Below are 20,117 nucleotides of genomic sequence, written 5' to 3'. Positions count from 1 at the left end.
GCGTGCCAAGGCCGCAGAAGCGGAGCCGCGGCCGGGCGGCCGGGCGGGCGGGGCGGCGGGAGACGGAAGGGCGAAGGCGCCGCGAGGTACAGTCGGCCGGTGACCGACCTGCTGGACGATCCGCACGCCGCCGCGCGAGCCGCGGCCGAGCACCTGGCCGCCGCCACCGGGGTGGAGCGGCACGACATCGCGCTGGTGCTGGGATCGGGCTGGGGCGGCGCCGCGGACCTCGTCGCCGAGACGGTGGCGACGATCCCCAGCACCGACGTCCCCGGGTTCGCCCGGCCCGCCGTCGAGGGGCACGTGGGCACGCTGCGGTCGATCCGCATCGAGGGCAGTGGCAAGCACGCCCTCGTCCTCGGTGCCCGCACCCACCTCTACGAGGGGCGCGGCGTCCGTGCCGTCGTGCACGGGGTGCGGACGGCGGCGGCCGCCGGCGCGACGACGATCGTGCTGACGAACGGCTGCGGCGGACTGCGCGAGGAGTGGGCGCCCGGCACTCCGGTGCTGATCAGCGACCACATCAACCTGACTGCCGAGTCGCCGATCGAGGGCGCGAACTTCGTCGACCTGACGGACCTGTACTCGAGCCGACTGCGCGAGGCGGCCAGGAGCATCGACGAGACCCTGCCCGAGGGCGTCTACGTCCAGTTCCGCGGCCCGCACTACGAGACGCCGGCCGAGGTCCGGATGGCGCAGCGCATCGGCGGCGACCTCGTCGGCATGTCGACGGCGCTAGAAGCGATCGCCGCGCGCGAGGCCGGCCTCGAGGTGCTCGGCATCTCGCTGGTCACCAACGCCGCCGCCGGCATCAGCCCGGCGCCGTTGAGCCACGCCGAGGTCATCGAGGCCGGTCAGGCCGCCGGTCCGCGGATCAGCGCGCTGCTCGCGCAGGTCGTCGCCGCCCTCTGACAGCGACCGTCAGCACTCCGTCAGCGGCCGGTCAGCCGCTCCCCCGACGCTGAATCCTGAGAACGACCGAACTCAGGAGGACGCAATGACCCCACTGGCCATCGAGGCGCACGGCCTGGTCAAGACGTTCGGCGAGAACCGCGCCGTCGACGGCGTCGACCTCGCCGTGCGCGCCGGCACCGTGTACGGGGTCCTCGGGCCGAACGGCGCCGGGAAGACCACCACCGTGCGCATGCTCACCACCCTGCTGCGCCCCGACGGCGGCAGCGCGCGCGTGCTGGGCCACGACGTCGTCGACGACGCCGACGAGGTGCGCAAGTTCATCGGGCTGACCGGCCAATACGCGTCGGTCGACGAGGACCTCACCGGCACCGAGAACCTGGTCCTCCAGTCGCGGCTGGTCGGACTGAGCCGTTCGCAGTCCAAAGCCCGAGCGGCCGAGCTCCTGGAGAGCTTCGACCTCACCGAGGCGGCGAGCCGCCCGGTCAAGCACTTCTCCGGCGGCATGCGCCGGCGCATCGACCTCGCGGCCAGCCTCGTCGTCACGCCGGACGTGCTGTTCCTGGACGAGCCGACCACCGGCCTCGACCCGCGCAGCCGCGGGCAGGTCTGGGACATCGTCCGCGACCTCGTCGCCGGCGGCACCACCGTGCTGCTCACCACGCAGTACCTCGACGAGGCCGACCAGCTGGCCGATCGGATCGCCGTCATCGACCGCGGCACCGTCATCGCCGAGGGCACCAGCGCCGAACTCAAGGCGTCCGTGGGCCGCAGCTCGCTGCACCTGCGGCTGGCCGACGAGGCGCAGCGCGACCTCGCCGAGCGGCTGGTCGCGCAGACGCTCGACACCATCCCGCACCGCACGCCGGAGGCCGCCGTCATCACCGCGCCGGTGGCCGACCCCGACCTCGTCGCCGACCTGATGATCCGGCTGCGCGCCGAGGGCGTGGGCATCGACGAGATCGGCGTGCAGCGGCCCAGCCTCGACGAGGTCTTCCTCACCCTGACCGGCCACGCGGCCGACGACGACACCGAAAGGAGCGCCGCATGAGCACGACGACCCTCGACCAGCCCGTCCGCACCGTCGCCACCCGCGTGGAGCGGCCGAACCCGCCGAGCCCGCTGTCGGCCAGCCTGACGCTGGGCTGGCGCAGCGTGCTGAAGATCCGCCGCATCCCCGAGCAGCTGTTCGACGTGACGTTCCAGCCGGTGATCTTCATCCTGATGTTCGTCTACCTGTTCGGCGGCGCGGTCGCCGGCAGCACCCAGGAGTACCTGCAGTTCGTGCTGCCCGGCATCCTCGTGCAGACCGTCGTGATGGCGTCGCTGTACACCGGGATCTCGCTGAACACCGACATCGGCAAGGGCATCTTCGACCGGTTCCGGTCGCTGCCGATCTGGCGCCCGGCGGCGCTGGTCGGCGCGCTGCTGGCCGACAGCATCCGCTACGTCGTGGCGGCGGTCGTCTGCCTGGCCGTCGGCATGGCGATGGGCTTCCGGCCCGGTGGCGGCGTCGCCGCCGTGGTCGCCGCCTGCCTGCTGGTGCTCGTGTTCGCGTTCTCGCTGAGCTGGATCTTCGCCTTCCTCGGACTGACGATGCGCTCGGCCGGCGCGGTGCAGGGCGTCAGCATGCTGGCGATGTTCCCGCTGACCTTCGCCAGCAACGTGTTCGTCGACCCGTCGACAATGCCCGGCTGGCTGAAGGCCTGGGTCGACGTCAACCCGGTATCGCAACTGGTGACGGCGGTCCGCGGGATCATGGCCGGCAACCCCGACGCCGGAGCGATCGGCTGGTCGCTGGTCGGCTGCGCGGTGCTGGTCGCGGTGTTCGCGCCGCTCACCGTCCGGGCGTATCGCCGCAAGTCGTAGGGCGCAGCAGCGTCGCGATCTCGCGGACGGCGGCGACGGAGGAGAAGTCGCGGACGCGGTCCCGCTCGGCGGCCAGCAGCTTCTCGTCCGGCTCGGGAAGGTCGGCGAGCGCGGGATGGCTGACGTTGCCCAGCAGCTCGACGGCGCCGACGCGGCGGCCCAGCGCGATCAGCCGGGCCGCCCGTTCGCCGTCGCCGCGGGTCTGAGCCAGCCGCCCGTGCGCGATGGCGACCATGCCGATGACCGGCCGGTCGCCGTCGGCGACGGCCAGGCCGTACGCGTCGGCCAGCAGGTCGTCGACGTCGTCGTCGCGGCCGACCCGGAGCCGGGCGATGGCCGCGCCGGCCAGCGCCATCACCCGCAGCTGCGGCGGTCCGCCGGTCTCCTCCGACCGCGCCGCCGCGACCGCGACGTCGTAGTGCGCCAGCATCGAGATGACGTCGCCCAGCTGCGCCGCCGCCTCGGCCAGCCCGGTCTCGGCCATGGTGGAGACCTCGGGGTCGTTCGGGTAGCGCTCCAGCATCGCGGTCAGCTCGGCCACCCCGCGGCTGACGTCGCCCGCGCGGACCCGCACGATCGCCCGCAGCAGCTGGACCTGACGGCCGTCGTCGCCGATGCCCAGCAGGTCGAAGCTGAGCACGGCCTCGTCCAGCAGCTCGATGGCGGTGGAGCTGTCGCCGTCGGCCGCCTCGGTCAGGCCGAGCGTCATCGCGGTCATGGCCAGGCCCCAGCGGTCGCCGAGCGCGGCGAATCCCTCGCGCGCCTCCCGCGCCAGCTGCCGCGACTGCTCCCGCTCGCCCTCGTTGTCGGCGAGGATGCTGTAGAACAGCGCGGCGACGGCACGCGCCCACGGGTCGCCGGAGGCCTCGGCGGTCGCGCGGGCCTGCACGAGCTGGGCCGGCCGGCCGCCCATCGTGGCCAGCACCAGCTCACCGAAGGCCCGGGCCAGCGGGCTCAGGCCGGTCTCGTCGCGGACCAGTCGGCGCAGCCGCCGGATGAACCGCACCCCGGTCCGGGTCGGCCCGGCGACCAGCGAGTTCGGGATGAGGATCGCGTACAGCAGGGCGGCCGTGCTGGGGTCGACCGGTCCCTCCAGCCGGATCAGCTGCTCGCCCCAAGCGGCCACCTCGAAGTGCAGGCCGAGCGCGGCCCAGTGCCAGCACATCGTCAGCGCGATGGTGAACGCGGAACGCCGGTCGCCGGCGTCGATGGCCGCGCGCAGCCCGGCGACCAGGTTGTCCTGCTCGGCGGCCAGCAGGCCGAACCAGGTCACCTGGGTCTGCCCGCGCAGGTTCGGCTCGGCCCGGACGGCGAAGTCGACGGCCCACGCGACCAGCCCCGCCGTCGCCGCCGAACGCTCGCCGGCCGCGTCGAGCTCGGCGTCGGCGAACTCGCGGACGGTCTCCAGCAGCCGGAACCGGACCGCGCCGCCGGCCTCGTCGACCACCAGCAGCGACTGGTCGGCCAGCCCCGCCAGCGCCGGCTCGACGTCCACCCCGCCGAACCCGCAGACCGCCGGCGCCGTCGCCGCGTCCGCCCCGCCGGGCAGCACGGCCAGCCGGCGCAGCACCGCCTGCTCGTTGGGGTTCAGCAGCTCCCAGCTCCACCGGACGACGGCGAGCAGCGTGCGGTGCCGCTCCGGCGCCGACCGCGGGCCGCCGACCAGCAACCCGAACCGGTCGTCCAGCCGCGCGGCCAGCTGCTCCACCGACATCGACCGCACCTTCGCCGCGGCCAGCTCGATCGCCAGCGGCAGCCCGTCGAGATGCCGGCAGATCTCGGCGACGACGGCGGGGTCGAGCCGGACGGTGGGCCGGGCCGCCGTCGCGCGGTCGTGGAACAGCCGCACCGCCGGGGAGTCGAGCGGTCCGGCGCCGTCCGGCAGCGCCAGCGTGGGCAGCGGATGCACGACCTCACCGTCGACGGCCAGCGGCGTCCGGCTGGTGGCCAGCACCCGGACCTGCGCCGACGCCGTCACGATCTCGTGGACGACCGGCGCGACCGCGTCGACCAGGTGCTCGCAGTTGTCGACCACGATGAGCGCGTCGCTGTCGGCCAGCAGGTCGCGCAGCCGCTCGATCGGCAGCCGCCACAACGGGGACGTGCCGCGGTCCAGCAGGCTGACCTCGCGGACGCCGAGCGCAGCCAGCACCGCAGGCAGGACGTCGGCCTCGTCGCGCAGGCCGGCCAGCTCGACGAGGTGCACCGGGCGGCCGGTGCGGCCCAGCCGGCGCAGCGCCAGTTCGGTGGCGAACCGGGTCTTGCCGACACCGCCCGGTCCGAGCACCGTGACCAGCCGGGCCTCGTCCAACAGCCGTTCGACCTGCGCCAGTTCCTCGTCGCGGCCGAGCAGCGGGGTCGCGGACCGGCGCAGCCGCGGCGCCGCCCGGACGGCGCCGTCGTCCGGCGGCGCCGGTGTCCCGACGCCCAGCGCCGCCCGGTCGTGCGTCAGCACCGCGAGGTGGACGTCGCGCAGCTGCGGCCCGGGGTCGGCGCCGAGTGCGTCGGCCAGCCGCTCCCGCCCGTCCTCGTAGGCCGCCAGCGCCTCGGCCGGCCGCCCGGTCGCGACCAGCGCGCGCAGCAGCTGGCCGAGCAGTGCCTCGTCCAGTGGATGGTCCTCGACCAGCGCCGTCAGCTCGGCCGGCAGGTCGGCGTGGGCGCCACGGCGCAGGTCGGCCTCGATGCGGACGCGGAGCAGGTCCAGCCGCAGCGTGCCCAGCCGGGCCGCCTCGACCGCCGCGAACGGCGCGTCGCCGACGTCGGCCAGCGGCTCGCCCCGCCACAGCGCCAGCGCCCGGCCGGCCTCGGCAGCGGCGGTGACGGGGTCGCCGTCACGCAGCGCGGCGGTCGCGGCGGCCAGCAGCACGTCCGCCGCCGTGGCGTCGACGTCGTCGCGGCCGACCGCGAGCCGGGCCAGCAGCGCGCGCACGCCCGCGCCCGGGATCTCGCCGGCCGCTCCCACGCGCACCGGTCCGAGGATGGAGACCTGCATGCTCCTAGGATCTCCTGAACACGGACCGGCGCAGCGTGCCGCCCCGGGAGAAGGGAAGGGTTTGTGCGATGACCGACGTCCTGGATCGGGCCCGCGCCTGGCTGTCCGACGACCCCGACCCGGTCACCCGGGCGGAGCTGCAGACCGTGCTGGACGGCGCGGAGTCCGGCGACGAGGCTGCGGCCACCGACCTCGCCGACCGGTTCGCCGGCATCCTGCAGTTCGGCACCGCCGGGCTGCGCGGCGCGATCGGCGCCGGCCCGAACCGGATGAACCGGGCCGTCGTCATCCGCGCCGCCGCGGGCCTGGCCGCGTACCTGCTCGGCACTCGTACGCCGGTCAACGGGACGCGGCACCGCGTCGTCATCGGCTACGACGCGCGGTACCGGTCGCACGACTTTGCCGTCGACACCGCAGCGGTGCTGACGGCGGCCGGGATCGAGGCGCTGGTCATGCCGCGGCTGCTGCCGACGCCGGTGCTGGCGTTCTCGGTGCGGCACCTGTCCGCCGACGCCGGCGTCATGGTCACGGCCAGCCACAACCCGCCGCAGGACAACGGCTACAAGGTGTACCTCGGCGGTCCGGACGGCGGCTCGCAGCTGGTGGCGCCGGCCGACGCGGAGATCGCGGCGCACATCGACGCCGTCGAGTCCGTCGCGGCGGTCGCGCGGGCCGACGAGGGCTGGGCCGAGATCGGCGAGGACGTCGTGACGGCGTACCTGGCCTCCGCCGCCGGGGTAGCCGCGGCCGGCGGGCCGCGCGACGTGCGGATCGTGCACACGTCGCTGCACGGCGTCGGCGGCGTCACGGCCGGCGAGGCGCTGATCCGGGCCGGCTTCACCGATCTGCACACCGTCGCCGAGCAGGCCGAGCCGGACCCCGACTTCCCCACCGTCGCGTTCCCGAACCCGGAGGAGCCCGGCGCGATCGACCTCGCGCTCGCGCTGGCGCAGCGGGTCGAGGCCGGCCTCGTGATCGCGAACGACCCCGACGCGGACCGGTGCGCGGTGGCGCTCCCGTCGCGTTCCGGCGACGGCTGGACCATGCTCCACGGCGACGAGGTCGGCGCGCTGCTGGGCGAGCACCTGGCGGCGCGCGGCGCGACGGGCGTGCTGGCCAACTCGATCGTGTCATCGCGCCTGCTCGGCCGGATCGCCGCGGCGCACGGGCTGGCGCACGAGGAGACGCTGACCGGGTTCAAGTGGATCTCCCGGGTGCCGGGCCTGGCGTTCGGCTACGAGGAGGCGCTGGGCTACTGCGTCGACCCTGAGTCGGTGCGCGACAAGGACGGCATCTCGGCCGCGGTGCTGGTGGCCGAGCTGGCCGCGTCGACGGCCGCGTCGGGGCGCACCCTGTGGGACGTGCTCGACGACCTGGCGGTGGCGCACGGCCTGCACGCGACCGACCAGCTCTCCGTCCGGGTCGACGACCTGTCGCTGATCGGAACCGCGATGGCCCGGCTGCGGTCGGCGCCGCCGTCGTCGCTGGCCGGGTCCGACGTCGTCACGGCCGACGACCTGCTGGCCGGCGACGGCGGGCTGCCGCCGACCGACGGCCTGCGCTACCTCACCGCCGACGCCACCCGCGTCGTCGTCCGGCCCAGCGGCACCGAGCCGAAGCTCAAGTGCTACCTGGAGGTCGTGGTCCCGGTGGACGGCGGCGACGTCGCGGCTGCGCGAGCGGTCGCGGCGGACCGGCTGGCCGCGGTCCGCGCGGACGTCGGCGCCGCTCTAGGGTTGTCGTCATGAGCGCCGAAGAGCCCGACAAGCAGCTGATGCGGGTCTCGCACGCCGACCGCGACCGGATGGTCGAGATCCTCCGCGACGCGGCGGCCGACGGCCGGCTGGACACCGACGAGCTCGAAGAGCGGGTCGAGCGGGCGCTCACCGCGCGCACGTTCGCGGACTTGGAGCCGCTGACCGAGGGCCTGCCGGTCGCGGCGCCCGGCGTGGCCGACGACCACGTCGTGCACTGGCAGGCGGCCGGCCAGCGGTTCCGCCGCGAGGGCGCGTGGACGGTGCCGAAGGTGATCGAGCTCGGCGTGATCGGCGGCTCGGCCCGGCTGGACTACACCCAGGCGCGGCTGCCGGAGGGCGGGCAGAGCACGCTGCGCCTCGCGGCGTCCGGCAGCCGGGTCCGGCTGATCGTCCCGCCCGGTGTCGCGGTCGACCTGAGCGGGGTCGCCGCGACCGGCGGCCGGATCCGCGACCACGCCGCCCGCCACGCGACGCCGGGAACGCCGGTGACGCACGTGATCGTCGTGACCGGCGCGACGTTCGGCGGGAGCCTCCGGGTGGAGGCCTCCCGCGCGAAGTAGACGTCAGGGCTCGCAGGCCGGGTCGACCGTCAGCGTGATCGCGTTGCTGGCGGCGGAGGCGTTGCCGGAGCTGTCGACCGCCCGTACGGTCAGCGTGTTCGGGCCCTGGTCGGGCAGCCACACGGTCGCCGCACCAGTGCCGCGCGCGACCGAGATCAGCCGGCCGTTGCCGAACACCTCGTAGTCGATCGCGGCGGCCGCGTCCCGGTCGTCCGTCGACGGCGTCCAGGTGAGAGCGGCGTTGTCGCAGGTGTAGCGCACGATCCGGCCGGCGAGACCGGACGGCGCGCTCGGCGGCGTGGCGTCGGTGGTCGTCGGCGTCGTCACCGTCAGGGTGTTCGACGGCGCCGACAGGCCGCTGCTCCGGCCGGCCCGGACGGTGTAGCTGTGCGTGCCGCCCGGCGTCAGCTGCCGGATCGTCGCGGTCGCCGTCGGCTGGGCGAACGGGGCGACGGCCGTGCCGACCAGCGTCGATCCGTCGAACACCTGATACGACCAGACGTCGAACTCGTCGCCGGGCCGGTCGAACTCCAGCAGGACCCGGGCCGGCGAGACCTCGGTGGCGCGCAGCCCGGACGGCGCGCCGGGCTGGACGCCGGGCCCCCGCGTCGTGACGGTGATGGTCCGGGTCGGCGCGGCGACGTCGCCCGACGCGTCGACGGCGACGATCCGGTACGCGTAGGTCTGCCCCGCCACCAGGTTCCGGGCGACGTACGCGCTGCCGAGACTGGTCGTCACCAGCACGTCGTTCTGGTAGACCCGCCACCGGGTCGGCTCGGTGAGGAATCCGGGCGACCACTGCATCGACACCTGCGTGGCGGTGACGTTGTTGACGTAGAAGTTGAACGGGGTCGGCGGCGCGGACCCCGCCGTGGCCGGCGCCGGGCCGGTCAGTCCCAGTGCCAGGCCGGCGGCGAGTCCTGTGGCGAGCGCGATGAGACGCCTGCGGACGTGCATGACGATCCTCCTCGATCGGGATCCGGCCCCGCCTGGTGTACGACGGAGGAGGCGTCAGGGATTGCGCCGGGGCCCGGTCGTCGAGCGGACGATCAGATCGGCCGGCAGGACCTCGTGCCGCGGCGGCAGCGCTGGGTCGTCGATCCGCTCGTTCAGCAGCGCGACCGACCGGGCCGCCATGCCCGCGAGCGGCTGGCGCACCGTCGTCAGACCGAGCACCGGCCACGACGCCTGCCGCACGTCGTCGAACCCGACGACCGACAGCCGCGACGGCACCGGCACCCCCAGGGCGGCGGCGGCGTTGAGCGCGGCGAAGGCCACCTGGTCGTTCAGCCCGACGATCGCGGTCGGCGGACGCGACCCGGTCAGCAGCGCCGTCGCCGCCTCGACGGCGCGGTCGTAGTCGAAGCCGGTCTCCACCACGTCGGCCGGCGGCAGCCCGCGCGATGACAGGCTGGTGCGCAGACCGGCCAGCCGCTTCGCCGACGTGCTCGCGCCGGCCAGGCCGGCCAGCACCGCGATCCGCCGGTGCCCGAGGGACGCCAGATGGTCGACGACCGCGGCGGCGCCGGCCGCGTGGTCGCCCTCGACGGTGTCGCAGCCGGCGTCGAGCACCCGGTTCGCCAGCACCACCGGGAACCGGCGCGCGACGAGGTCCTCGACCGCCGCGGACCCCTCCACCGCGGCGGTGAACACGATCCCGTCCACCCGCTGCTGCAACAGCAGCTCCACCGACTCGCCGGCGTTCTGCAGCAGCATGTGCTGCCGCCGGGCGCCGAGGCAGGCGGCTATCTCCTCCAGGAACTCCGGATAGAACGGGTTGGTGAGGTCCGAGACGACGACGCCGACGAGGCCGGTGCGGCTGGTCACCATCGCTCGGGCGGCCGCGTTCGGGGTGTAGCCGAGCTCCCGGCTGATCGCCAGGATCCGGTCCCGGGTGGCCGCCGCGACCCGCCCGCCGTTGAGCGCCCGCGACACCGTCGCCTGCGACGTGCCCGCCGCGCGGGCGATGTCGACGCTGGTCGGTGGCCTAGACACGGTCCGTCCACGGCAGGGACGCGCCCGTGTGCGCGGCCCAGCGGATGTCGCCGGAGCGGGCGTGCCCCTCGAACAGCTCCACCCGCGACGCGCGGCCGCAGACCTCGCCGAGCAGCGCGCTGGACGCCGGGTCGGTGATCTCCTGGTACGTGACGGTCTTGAGGTACTTCCCGACCCACAGGCCGCCGGTGTACCGGGCCGCGCCGCGCGTCGGCAGCACGTGGTTGGTCCCGATCACCTTGTCGCCGTACGAGACCGTCGTCAGCGAGCCGAGGAACAGGCTGCCGTAGTTGCGCAGCCGCGCCAGCGCCGCCCGCGGGTCCGCCGTCAGCACCTCGACGTGCTCGAACGCCCGCTCGTCGACCAGCGCGTACGCCTCCTCCAAGGACCCGGCGACGTGGACCTCGCCGTGGTCGCGCCAGGCCGGCTCGGCCATGTCCTTCGTCGGCATGCCGGGCAGGATCTCCTCGATGTGGGCCATCGCCGCACGCGCCAAGGCCTCAATGGTGGTGATGAGGACGGCGGGCGAGTCCGGCCCGTGCTCGGCCTGCGACAGCAGGTCGACGGCGACGGTGAACGGGTCGGCGGTCTCGTCGGCGAGCACCAGGATCTCCGTCGGCCCGGCGAACAGGTCCAGGCCGACCCGGCCGTAGAGCTGCTTCTTCGCCTCGGCGACGTAGGCGTTGCCAGGCCCGGCGATGAGGTCGACCGGCGCGACCGTCTCGGTGCCCAGCGCCAGCGTGCCGATCGCCTGGACGCCGCCGAGCAGGTGGATCTCGTCGGCGCCGGCCAGCGACATCGCCGCGATCGTCGCCGCCGGGATCTCGCCGCGGATCGGCGGCGTGCACGCGACCACCCGCTCCACCCCGGCGACCTTCGCCGTCACGATCGTCATGTGCGCCGACGCCGTCAGCGGGTAGCGCCCGCCCGGGATGTAGGCCCCGACGGACGCGATCGGGAGGTGCTTCTGGCCGAGGCGCACGCCGGGCAGCGTCTCGATCTCGAACTCGTGCATCGATGCGAGCTGCCGCTCGGCGAAGCCGCGGACCTGCGCCTGCGCGAACCGGATGTCGGCCAGCGCCTGCTCCGGCACGGTCGCGACGATCCGCTCGATCTCCTCGTCGCCGAGCCGGAACGACGGCGGCGACCAGGAGTCCAGTTTCTCGGAGTACGCGCGGACGGCGGCGTCGCCGCCGGTCTCGATGTCGGCCAGCATGCGGGCGACGGTGGCGGTGACGGCGGCGGCTTCGGCGCTGCGGTCCACGGCGGCGGAACGATCCTTGAGCGTCAGCATGTGTATACGTATACACCATCGCCGACCAGGCCAGCTAGCCAGCGATCAGCCGCTCGCTCAGCGCCCACAGGCGCTGCGCCGACTCCGGATCGATCGCGTGCGGCACGACCTCCGAAGAGACCTCGCCGGTGCCGAAGTCGATCGGCAAGGGCTCCTCGTCCAGCGGCGAGACGTCGTTGTCCTTGAGGTAGACGCCGCCGATGTCCGCCAGCAGCGGGCTAGTCGCGCCGAAGACCGGCGTGCTGGCGCCCTGCTGCGGCGTCTTCATCTCCCGCTCGGGGTCGAGGACCGGCCGGCCGGACGCGTCCAGCAGCCCCATGGCGCGCAGTTGGTCGTCGCCGAGGAAGTCCGGCCGCGCCTCGCCCTCGACCCGGAACGGGCCCAGGTTCGTCGTCACGACGATGCCCGGATGCGCCGCGTAGCCGCGGATCCCGTCGCCGGCCCACCGCCGGTCCAGCTCGACCGCGAACAGGACGTTGGCGGTCTTGGACTGGCCGTAGCCGAGCATGCCCAGGTCGTCGTAGTCCTGGGTGAAGTGCGGGTCGTCCCAGCGGATGTCCGACAGCCGGTGCCCGCCGGAGGTGGTGTTGACGACCCGGGCGCCGCGCGCGGCGCGCAGCGCGGGCAGCAGGCCGAGCGTGAGCTGGAAATGGCCGAGGTGGTTGGTCGCGAACTGCGACTCGTAGCCGCGGGCATCGCGGACCAGCGGGCCGCCCATGATCCCCGCATTGTTGAGCAGGAAGTGCAGCGGCCGGCCCGAGCCGAGATACCCGGCGGCGAACGCGTCGATCGATGCCGGGTCCATCAGGTCGAGCCGGCCGACGTCGACGCGCTCGATCCCGGTCACCGCGGCCGCGGCGCGATCGGGGTTGCGTGCGGCGACAGTGACCGCGGCGCCGGCCCGGCTGAGCGCACGGGTGATCTCCAGGCCGAGTCCGGCGTGGCCGCCGGTGACGACGGCGTTCCGGCCGGTCAGGTCGATGCCCTTGAGGACGTCGTCGGCGGTCGAGGCGGCGGTGAAGCCGGTTCCGAGAGGGTGCTGCTGATGTGTCATGCCTCCAGGCTGCGCTCGCCCGGCCGGACTCTGAATACTTGTCGGTCCGTATTTCTTGCGCGATAGTACGGAGGTGGTGGACGACCAGCTGTCCGAGGTGTTCGACCTCGTCGAGGTCCGCGGCGTGGTGTCGGGCGGCTTCGTGTCCCGCGGTCCCTGGGTCACGCACGCGAAGATCGAGGGCCTGAAGTTCTTCGCGGTGGTGAGCGGCCGGGCCCGGCTCAACGCCGACGGCCTGGACGAACCGCTCCAGCTCGAGGAGGGCGACGTCGCGGTCCTGAACGACCGCGCCTGGCTGACGGCGGAGGGCGGCAGCGGCGACGGCCCCCCGCAGGAGGTGACACCGGACGCCGACTTCTCCTCGTTCCGCCTCACCAGCGGCTTCGGCGCCGGCGCGGACGTGGTCGTCGGCGGTCACGTCGACCTCGACCCGGCCGGCCGCGCGCTGCTCTCGCAGGCGCTCCCGCCGGTCGCGCACGTCCGCGGCTCGGGCGCCGCGGCGGCGAACCTGCGCGGCAGCCTCCACCGGCTGCTCGACGAGCTGACCGAGCGCCGCGTCGGCTCGGCGTTCGCGGTGCGCCAGCACGGCCAGCTGCTGCTGCTCGAGGTGCTGCGCGCCTACGTCGGTCAGGCCGAGCTGCCGCCGGGCTGGCTGCGGCTGCTGACCGACCAGCGGCTGCGGCCGGCGCTGGACCTCATGCACGCCGAGCCGGGCCGGCGGTGGGGGCTGGCGGAGCTGGCCCGGGCCGCGGCGATGTCGCGGACGTCGTTCGCCGAACGGTTCCGCGGCGTGGCCGGCGTCCCGCCGCTGACGTACCTCGGCCGCTGGCGGATGCTGCTGGCCCAGCGGGCGCTGCGCGACGACGACGTCCGCGTCGGGTCGCTGGCCTCCGGCCTGGGCTACGCGTCGGAGAGCGCGTTCAGCACCGCGTTCAAGCGGGAGGTCGGCGAGTCGCCGCTGCGCTACCGCCACCGCCTGCGCGACTAGACTCGACGCGTGACACTGCTCGACGACGCCCGCCTGTCCGACATCGCCTCCTCCGAGGCGTCGCTGCGGCGCTTCCTGCACGGCCTGCCGGGCGTCGACCAGACCGGCGCCGAGGCCCGGGCGGCGACGCTGGCCACCCGGTCGATCAAGACCACGGCCAAGCAGTTCGCCATCGACCTCGCGATCTCGATGATCGACCTCACCACGCTGGAGGGCCAGGACACCCCGGGCAAGGTGCGGGCGCTGTGCGCGAAGGCGCTGCGCCCCGACCCGTCGGACCGGACCGTCCCCCAGGTGGCGGCCGTCTGCGTCTACCCCGACCTCGTCGCCACGGCGAAGGAGGCTCTGAAGGGGTCGGGCATCAAGGTGGCCAGCGTCGCCACCGGGTTCCCGTCCGGGCGCACCAGCCTCGCGGTCAAGGAGGCCGACACGCGCGACGCGGTCGCCGCCGGCGCCGACGAGGTCGACATGGTCATCGACCGCGGCGCGTTCCTGGCCGGCCACTACGGCGCGGTGTTCGACGAGATCGTCGCGGTCAAGCAGGCCGCCGGCGACGCCCACCTCAAGGTGATCCTCGAGACCGGCGAGCTGGCCACCTACGACAACGTCCGGCGGGCGTCCTGGCTGGCCATGCTGGCCGGCGGCGACTTCATCAAGACCAGCACCGGCAAGGTCGCGCCGGCCGCCACGCTCCCCGTCACGCTCGTCATGCTCGAGGCCGTTCGCGACTTCCGCGAGGCCACCGGCCGCCAGGTCGGTGTGAAGCCGGCCGGCGGCATCCGGACCAGCAAGGACGCCATCAAGTACCTCGTCCTGGTCAACGAGACCGCCGGCGACGACTGGCTCGACCCCGACTGGTTCCGGCTGGGCGCGTCCAGCCTGCTCAACGACCTGCTCATGCAGCGGCAGAAGATCGCCACCGGCCGCTACGCCGGCCCCGACTACTTCACCCTCGACTGACGCTTCCGGTTCACCCGGCCGTGCGGAAGAACGTGCTCGCCGGGTCGGTGCCGTGCGACTGCGAGAAGAACGCCGTGAAGTCCGACCCGATGTTCGACAGGCCCTCGTAGTCGCCGACGAAGAACCCGAGGGCGAACGGCGCCTGGCGCATGTCGAACGGGGTGTTCGTGAGCCGGACCTCGTTGCCCCAGTTCGCCGCGCTGGCGCAGGCCGTCGGCGTCGTCGGGTGGCTGTGCACCATCCAGTAGTCGGTCGGCAGCGTCGTGGGCGACGGCGTGTTGTTGCGGAAGTCGTAGTACGTCACGCCGACAGTCCCGTCGTCGGCCACGTGCACCGACGCCGTGAACGCCTGCTGGTTGCCGGGAGGCACGGTGCCGGGCGTGGCGTTGACCTTGATCGGCTGCGACCAGGTCAGCCCGCCGTCCAGCGACTGCGAGAACGCGATGCTGTCGAACTGCCCGCCGCTGAAGCGCGCGTCCTGCCACACGGCGTACAGGGCGCCGGTCGTGCGGTCCACGGCGACCTCCGGGATGATGTCGCCGGTGCGGACGGGGTCGCCCGTGTCCGGATCGGTGATCTCGATGGTGCCGAGCCGGCTGACGAAGATCCGTTCGGACCACGTGACGCCCTGGTCCTCGGAGATCATGACGGCGACGTTGTTGCCGCGCCGGCCGCCGCGGTTGTCGTTGCGGATCTCGTTGAAGACGTTCACCAGCGTGCCGTCGGGCTGCACGACGATCTGGTTGCCGATGGTCTGGTCGCGCATGCCCGGGTCGTAGATCTCCTTCGGCGCCTCCCAGGTCACACCGCCGTCGGTGCTGCGGGCGAACCAGAATGGGCCGGTGAACGCCTGGGTGACGAAGCCGGCGATCACGCTGGCGCGCTCGCTGCCGGGGAAGACCAGCCGGTCCCAGACCGCGTAGACCAGGTCCGGGTCGGTGGGGTCGGCGGTGATCGTCTGCTTGTCGTTGAACACGTTGGCGTCCAGGTCGCGGATCACCTCGACCGGGTCGGTCCAGGTCAGGCCACCGTCGTCGGAGTAGCTGGCCAGCAGGGCGTGGTCGAAGTCGCGCGGCTCGAACGGCGGCGCGACGTCGTTGAACGACAGCGCCAGCTGGTGCAGCCGGCCGTCGGGCCCGAACGAGACCCACGGGTCGGTGGCCCGGTCGTACGTGCCGCCGGAGCACAGTGTGATGTCCGGGATGACCACCTGCTGCCAGGTGCCGCCGCCGTCCTGGCTGACGCCCGCGACCAGGCCGCGGGCGCCGCCGTTGTCCCAGCGGTCGGCCTGCCAGATGCCGACGACGTTGCCGGCGTCGGTGGGGTTGACGTCGATCCACGGCTCGACCTCGCTGTTGAGGTACACCGTCCCGGACTGGTCCTCGACGGCGTCCGCCGTGCAGTCCAGGAACGGGCTGGTGCCGGACACCTGGACCAGCGGCCCGGTGGTCAGCGGCCCGGCGATCGCCGGGATCGCGCCGGCGACGATGAGTGCGGTGCCCGCGATGAACGTGACGGCTCGTCGGCTCGGCATGATGATCGCCCCCCGAGGTCGATTCACACGCCTCCCGACGCTGGCACCGTGACCCTGCTCGCGCAAGCACCGGTACGGACAAACGGCCGCGGCCCGCAGCGCCTACGCTGGGTACCGTGCAGGCCGACCGAGTGACCGTGGACTGATCGCCATGACGAAGTTCGAGTACGCCCCCGCGCCCGAGTCGCGGGCCATCGTCGACATCCAGAGCTCCTACGGCCTGTTCGTGAACGGCGAGTTCGTCGACCCGGTCGACGGGTCCATGTTCAAGTCGGTCAACCCCGCCACCGAGGAGGTGCTGGCCGAGATCGCGGCGGCCGGCGCCGACGACGTCGACAAGGCGGTCCAGGCGGCCCGTCGCGCCTACGAGCGCACGTGGTCGAGGCTCTCCGGGCGCGACCGCGGCAAGTACCTGTTCCGCATCGCCCGGATCATCCAGGAGCGGGCCCGCGAGCTGGCCGTCCTCGAGTCCATCGACAACGGCAAGCCGATCCGGGAGTCCCGCGACGTCGACATCCCGCTGGTGGCGGCGCACTTCTTCTACTACGCCGGCTGGGCCGACAAGCTGTCGTGGGCCGGCGCCGGCCCGGACCCGAAGCCGTACGGCGTCGCCGCCCAGGTCATCCCGTGGAACTTCCCGCTGCTGATGCTGGCCTGGAAGATCGCCCCCGCGCTGGCCGCCGGCAACACCGTCGTGCTGAAGCCGGCCGAGACGACGCCGCTGACGGCGCTGCTGTTCGCCGAGATCTGCCAGCAGGCCGACCTCCCGCCGGGCGTCGTCAACATCCTCACCGGCGCCGGCGACACCGGCCGCGCGCTGGTCGAGCACCCAGGCGTGGACAAGGTCGCGTTCACCGGCTCCACCGAGGTCGGCAAGCAGATCGCCCGCAGCGTCGCCGGCACCGCGAAGAAGGCCACGCTGGAGCTGGGCGGCAAGGCCGCGAACATCGTCTTCGACGACGCGCCGATCGACCAGGCGGTCGAGGGCATCGTCAACGGCATCTTCTTCAACCAGGGGCACGTGTGCTGCGCGGGCTCCCGGCTGCTGGTGCAGGAGTCGGTCTACGACGACGTGCTGGACCGGCTCAAGCGGCGGCTCGGCACGCTGCGCGTCGGCGACCCACTGGACAAGAACACCGACATCGGCGCGATCAACTCCGCCGAGCAGCTGGCCCGGATCCGCGAGCTGTCCGAGGTCGGCGAGGCCGAGGGTGCCGAGCGCTGGTCGCCGGAGTGCGAGCTGCCCGAGCGCGGCTTCTGGTTCCCGCCGACGGTGTTCACCGGCGTCAGCCAGGCGCACCGCATCGCCCGCGAGGAGATCTTCGGACCGGTCCTGTCGGTGCTGACGTTCCGCACCCCGGCCGAGGCGGTCGAGAAGGCCAACAACACGCCGTTCGGGCTGTCCGCCGGCGTGTGGACCGACAAGGGCTCGCGCATCCTGTGGATGGCGCAGCAGCTGCGGGCCGGCGTCGTCTGGGCCAACACCTTCAACCGGTTCGATCCGACGTCACCGTTCGGCGGCTACAAGGAGTCCGGCTACGGCCGCGAGGGCGGCCGGCACGGACTGCTGGCATACCTGAAGGGCGAGCACTGATGGCCGAGCGGCTGGCTGTGAAGAAGACCTACAAGCTCTACGTCGGCGGGAAGTTCCCGCGCTCGGAGTCCGGCCGGTCCTACGAGGTCACCGACGCGAAGGGGAGGTTCCTCGCCAACGCCGCCTGGGCCTCGCGCAAGGACGCCCGCGACGCCGTCGTCGCCGCCCGCAAGGCGGTGCCCGGCTGGTCCGGCGCGACGGCGTACAACCGGGGCCAGGTGCTCTACCGCGTCGCCGAGGTGATGGAGGGCCGGCACGCGCAGTTCACCGACGAGGTCGCGGCCGGCGAGGGCGTGGCCCGGGCGAAGGCGTCGGCGCTGGTCGACGAGGCGATCGACCGGTGGGTCTGGTACGCGGGCTGGGCCGACAAGATCGCCCAGGTGGTCGGGTCGAGCAACCCGGTCGCCGGGCCGTACTTCGACTTCTCCGTGCCCGAGCCGACCGGCGTCGTCGCCCTGCTGGCGCCGCAGCGCTCGTCGCTGCTGGGCCTGGTGTCGGTGCTGGCGCCGGCGCTGGTGGGCGGCAACACGACCGTGCTGCTGGCCTCGGCCGAGCGGCCGCTGCCGGCCATCACGCTGTCGGAGGTGCTGGCGACGTCGGACGTGCCGGGCGGCGTGGTGAACGTCCTCACCGGCACGCTGTCCGACACCGCGCCGATCCTGGCCGCGCACATGGACGTCAACGCCGTCGACCTGGCCGGCGCGGCGGGCGACGCCGAGCTGGCCACGTCGCTGGAGCTGGCGGCGGCGGACAACCTCAAGCGGGTCGTCCGCGCGCCCGCGGCCGAGCCCGACTGGCTGGCCGAGCCCGGCCTGGAGCGCGTCACCGCCTACCTGGAGACGAAGACCGTCTGGCACCCGGTCGGCGTCTGACCGGTCACTTCTCCGGCGCGACGGTCGCGACGGGCGCCGGCGTCGTGCCCGGGAGCTGCTCGCCGAACGGCGGGTCGAGCCGCGGCGCCTGGCAGTTGCCGTTCGCGCTCACCTCGACCGTCAGCCGCGGGAAGACGTGGTCGCCCCACGGGTTGGCGGCGGTGAACGACTGCTCGTCGTAGCCGCCGTCGTAGCACTCCTCGAACCAGCCGAGGTCGATCGGCCTGCCGTCCTGGTCGTAGAGCCGGACGTTCTCGAGCAGCGTGCCGTCGGCGCCGTACGGGAAGATGTTGCTGATGTGTGCGCCGTTCTCGTCGAAGAAGCCCGGGCCCGGGTAGTCGTAGCCGTAGCCGCCGTCGACGTACTGCACGTGGTCGCCCGCGGCGAAGCTCGCCGCCGAGCCCACCGCGACCAGCCCGCCGATCGCCAGCCCCGCGTTGGCCAGCTGGACCGCGACCAGCCGCGGGCCGTGGATCTCGCCGGCGACGGCCCGCCGGCCCAGCCACACCGAGGCAACCGCCGCGACGAGGAACACCACGATGCCGAACGGGATGCTGCCGGCGACGAACGCGACGATCAGCCCCAGCGCCGCCGCCCGGGCCAGCCACCAGGCCGGCCGCAGCGACACGATCAGGTCGATCAGCGGCCGGCCCCATGGCATGCTGCGCACCCACTCCTCCACCTGCGCCAGCAGCGTCGCCGTCGGCAGCTGCCGAAGCTCGGCGGTCGCGTCCTCCCGGCCGACGACCAGCAGCAACGCGCCGCCGACGGCAAGCATCGCGAAGACCAGCGCCGGCACCGCGAACATCGCCGGCGCGCCGCTGAGCCCGAACAACGTGTCGAGGAACGCGATGGCCAGCAGGCCGACCGTGCCCCAGCCGAAGAACGCGACCATGAACCGCAGCAGCCGGCGCCCGAAGCCGGCCCGTTCCGGAGCGACCTCCGGCTCCGGCTCGGGCAGCCCGGCGGCGGCGCGCAGCTCGGCCGCGTACGCAGCCGGCGCGCCCAACCGGTCGATCAGCACGGCGATCGTGACGTCGTCGCCGTACTCGGCGGCGACGTGGTCCAGGTGGTCCCGGACGTCCTCGGCGATCTCCGCGAGCTCGTCGGCCGGCAGGTCGCCGAGCTCGTCGCGGACCGCGGCGACGTAGGTCGCGACGGCCGGGTGGGCGGTGGCCCGGGTGGTGCTCACGCTGCCTCCTTGGTGGCGTGGTCGACCAGCTCGGTCAGCACCCCGGCGAACTCGCGCCACGTCTTGGCCGAGCGTCGCAGCAGGTCGCGGCCGGAGCCGTTGAGGCTGTAGTACTTGCGGTGCGGGCCCTCCTCGGAGGGCACGACGTACGTGGTCAGCGCGCCGGCGTGGTAGAGCCGCCGGAGCGTGCCGTAGACGGAGGCGTCGCCGACCTCGGTCAGCCCGGCCGCACGCAACCGCCGGACGACGTCGTAGCCGTAGCCGTCGTCCTCGCGCAGCACGGCGAGCACGGCGAGGTCGAGCACACCCTTGAGCAGCTGACTGGTGTCCATGGCGCACTATTATGCACTGCGCACTACCGCGCACCACGCGCCACGCCGCCCGCCCCCATGATCATCAATGATCCAACCCACTATCGAGCCTGTTGCGTTTTGGCTCGGTGTGGCGTCTGGCCTGGTTGATCGTGGTTTGAGAGGGTGGCGGTCGTGGCGAAGGAGTACCGGTCGGTGGATCGTGACCAGGCGTTTTTGTTGCCGCCGTCGAT

The 20,117-nt window shown here is 73.6% G+C and carries 17 protein-coding genes; 9 read left to right on the top strand and 8 right to left on the bottom strand.

Annotation, left to right across the window (positions count from 1 at the left end):
* The first annotated feature begins 99 nt into the window (after positions 1–99).
* The 3 genes from C1I92_RS27230 to C1I92_RS27220 all read left to right on the top strand — a co-directional run bounded on the left by C1I92_RS27230 (position 100) and on the right by C1I92_RS27220 (position 2,781).
* Positions 100–912, top strand: a complete 813-nt coding sequence (locus C1I92_RS27230; protein WP_233507317.1) for a purine-nucleoside phosphorylase — start codon at positions 100–102, stop codon at positions 910–912.
* Between the two features lie 85 nt (positions 913–997).
* On the top strand, positions 998–1,963 hold the full coding sequence (locus C1I92_RS27225; protein ID WP_111257776.1) for an ATP-binding cassette domain-containing protein: 966 nt from the start codon (positions 998–1,000) through the stop codon (positions 1,961–1,963).
* Entirely contained in the window at positions 1,960–2,781 is an 822-nt protein-coding gene (locus C1I92_RS27220; RefSeq protein WP_111257775.1) for an ABC transporter permease, read from the top strand. Before C1I92_RS27225 ends, C1I92_RS27220 begins: the two co-directional genes overlap by 4 nt.
* On the opposite strand, the gene C1I92_RS27215 is transcribed toward C1I92_RS27220, so the two are convergent.
* The gene (locus C1I92_RS27215; protein ID WP_111257774.1) at positions 2,750–5,773 is read right to left on the bottom strand and encodes an ATP-binding protein; all 3,024 of its coding nucleotides are present in this window, start codon (positions 5,771–5,773) and stop codon (positions 2,750–2,752) included. The two genes, C1I92_RS27220 and C1I92_RS27215, sit on opposite strands and share 32 nt — an antisense overlap.
* Positions 5,774–5,841: 68 nt before the next feature.
* Between C1I92_RS27215 and C1I92_RS27210 the strand changes: the two genes are divergently transcribed.
* Positions 5,842–7,521, top strand: coding sequence for a phospho-sugar mutase (locus tag C1I92_RS27210; protein WP_111257773.1), 1,680 nt, complete (start codon positions 5,842–5,844; stop codon positions 7,519–7,521).
* Positions 7,518–8,090, top strand: a complete 573-nt coding sequence (locus C1I92_RS27205; RefSeq protein WP_111257772.1) for a DUF1707 SHOCT-like domain-containing protein — start codon at positions 7,518–7,520, stop codon at positions 8,088–8,090. Before C1I92_RS27210 ends, C1I92_RS27205 begins: the two co-directional genes overlap by 4 nt.
* A 3-nt stretch (positions 8,091–8,093) precedes the next feature.
* Here the strand turns inward: C1I92_RS27205 and C1I92_RS27200 are convergent, their stop codons facing one another.
* Genes C1I92_RS27200 through C1I92_RS27185 form a run of 4 tightly spaced genes read right to left on the bottom strand, consistent with a single transcriptional unit; the run spans position 8,094 to position 12,433 of the window.
* On the bottom strand, positions 8,094–9,047 hold the full coding sequence (locus C1I92_RS27200) for a fibronectin type III domain-containing protein (protein ID WP_111257771.1): 954 nt from the start codon (positions 9,045–9,047) through the stop codon (positions 8,094–8,096).
* A gap of 54 nt (positions 9,048–9,101) precedes the next feature.
* The gene (locus C1I92_RS27195) at positions 9,102–10,085 is read right to left on the bottom strand and encodes a LacI family DNA-binding transcriptional regulator (RefSeq protein WP_111257770.1); all 984 of its coding nucleotides are present in this window, start codon (positions 10,083–10,085) and stop codon (positions 9,102–9,104) included.
* A complete protein-coding gene (hisD, locus tag C1I92_RS27190; protein ID WP_111257769.1) occupies positions 10,078–11,379 on the bottom strand; it encodes a histidinol dehydrogenase in 1,302 nt (433 codons plus the stop codon). The genes C1I92_RS27195 and hisD overlap by 8 nt, the downstream gene beginning before the upstream one ends.
* Positions 11,380–11,413: 34 nt before the next feature.
* The gene (locus tag C1I92_RS27185) at positions 11,414–12,433 is read right to left on the bottom strand and encodes an SDR family NAD(P)-dependent oxidoreductase (RefSeq protein ID WP_111257768.1); all 1,020 of its coding nucleotides are present in this window, start codon (positions 12,431–12,433) and stop codon (positions 11,414–11,416) included.
* 73 nt (positions 12,434–12,506) lie between these two features.
* Here C1I92_RS27185 and C1I92_RS27180 point away from each other — a divergent pair, with 73 nt between their 5' ends.
* Entirely contained in the window at positions 12,507–13,421 is a 915-nt protein-coding gene (locus C1I92_RS27180; protein ID WP_111257767.1) for an AraC family transcriptional regulator, read from the top strand.
* 9 nt (positions 13,422–13,430) lie between these two features.
* A complete protein-coding gene (deoC, locus tag C1I92_RS27175; protein ID WP_111257766.1) occupies positions 13,431–14,381 on the top strand; it encodes a deoxyribose-phosphate aldolase in 951 nt (316 codons plus the stop codon).
* Between the two features lie 10 nt (positions 14,382–14,391).
* On the opposite strand, the gene C1I92_RS27170 is transcribed toward deoC, so the two are convergent.
* On the bottom strand, positions 14,392–15,915 hold the full coding sequence (locus C1I92_RS27170) for a sialidase family protein (RefSeq protein ID WP_111257765.1): 1,524 nt from the start codon (positions 15,913–15,915) through the stop codon (positions 14,392–14,394).
* Between the two features lie 151 nt (positions 15,916–16,066).
* On the opposite strand from C1I92_RS27170, the gene C1I92_RS27165 reads away from it, so the two are divergent.
* Together C1I92_RS27165 and C1I92_RS27160 are read left to right on the top strand one after the other, a co-directional pair.
* Positions 16,067–17,509: an aldehyde dehydrogenase family protein gene (locus tag C1I92_RS27165; RefSeq protein WP_111257764.1), complete on the top strand. Its 1,443-nt coding sequence runs from the start codon at positions 16,067–16,069 to the stop codon at positions 17,507–17,509.
* Positions 17,509–18,381 (top strand): aldehyde dehydrogenase family protein, encoded by an 873-nt coding sequence (locus tag C1I92_RS27160; protein WP_111257763.1) that lies wholly within the window; start codon positions 17,509–17,511, stop codon positions 18,379–18,381. Before C1I92_RS27165 ends, C1I92_RS27160 begins: the two co-directional genes overlap by 1 nt.
* Positions 18,382–18,385: 4 nt before the next feature.
* Here the strand turns inward: C1I92_RS27160 and C1I92_RS27155 are convergent, their stop codons facing one another.
* Together C1I92_RS27155 and C1I92_RS27150 are read right to left on the bottom strand one after the other, a co-directional pair.
* A complete protein-coding gene (locus tag C1I92_RS27155; protein ID WP_111257762.1) occupies positions 18,386–19,573 on the bottom strand; it encodes an HAAS signaling domain-containing protein in 1,188 nt (395 codons plus the stop codon).
* Positions 19,570–19,905: a PadR family transcriptional regulator gene (locus C1I92_RS27150; RefSeq protein WP_111257761.1), complete on the bottom strand. Its 336-nt coding sequence runs from the start codon at positions 19,903–19,905 to the stop codon at positions 19,570–19,572. Before C1I92_RS27150 ends, C1I92_RS27155 begins: the two co-directional genes overlap by 4 nt.
* Positions 19,906–20,117: the final 212 nt, after the last annotated feature.

The sequence above is a fragment of the Jiangella anatolica genome (assembly GCF_003236295.1).
Classification (GTDB): Bacteria; Actinomycetota; Actinomycetes; order Jiangellales; family Jiangellaceae; genus Jiangella; species Jiangella anatolica.
This window is presented reverse-complemented; position numbering and strand designations above follow the sequence as displayed.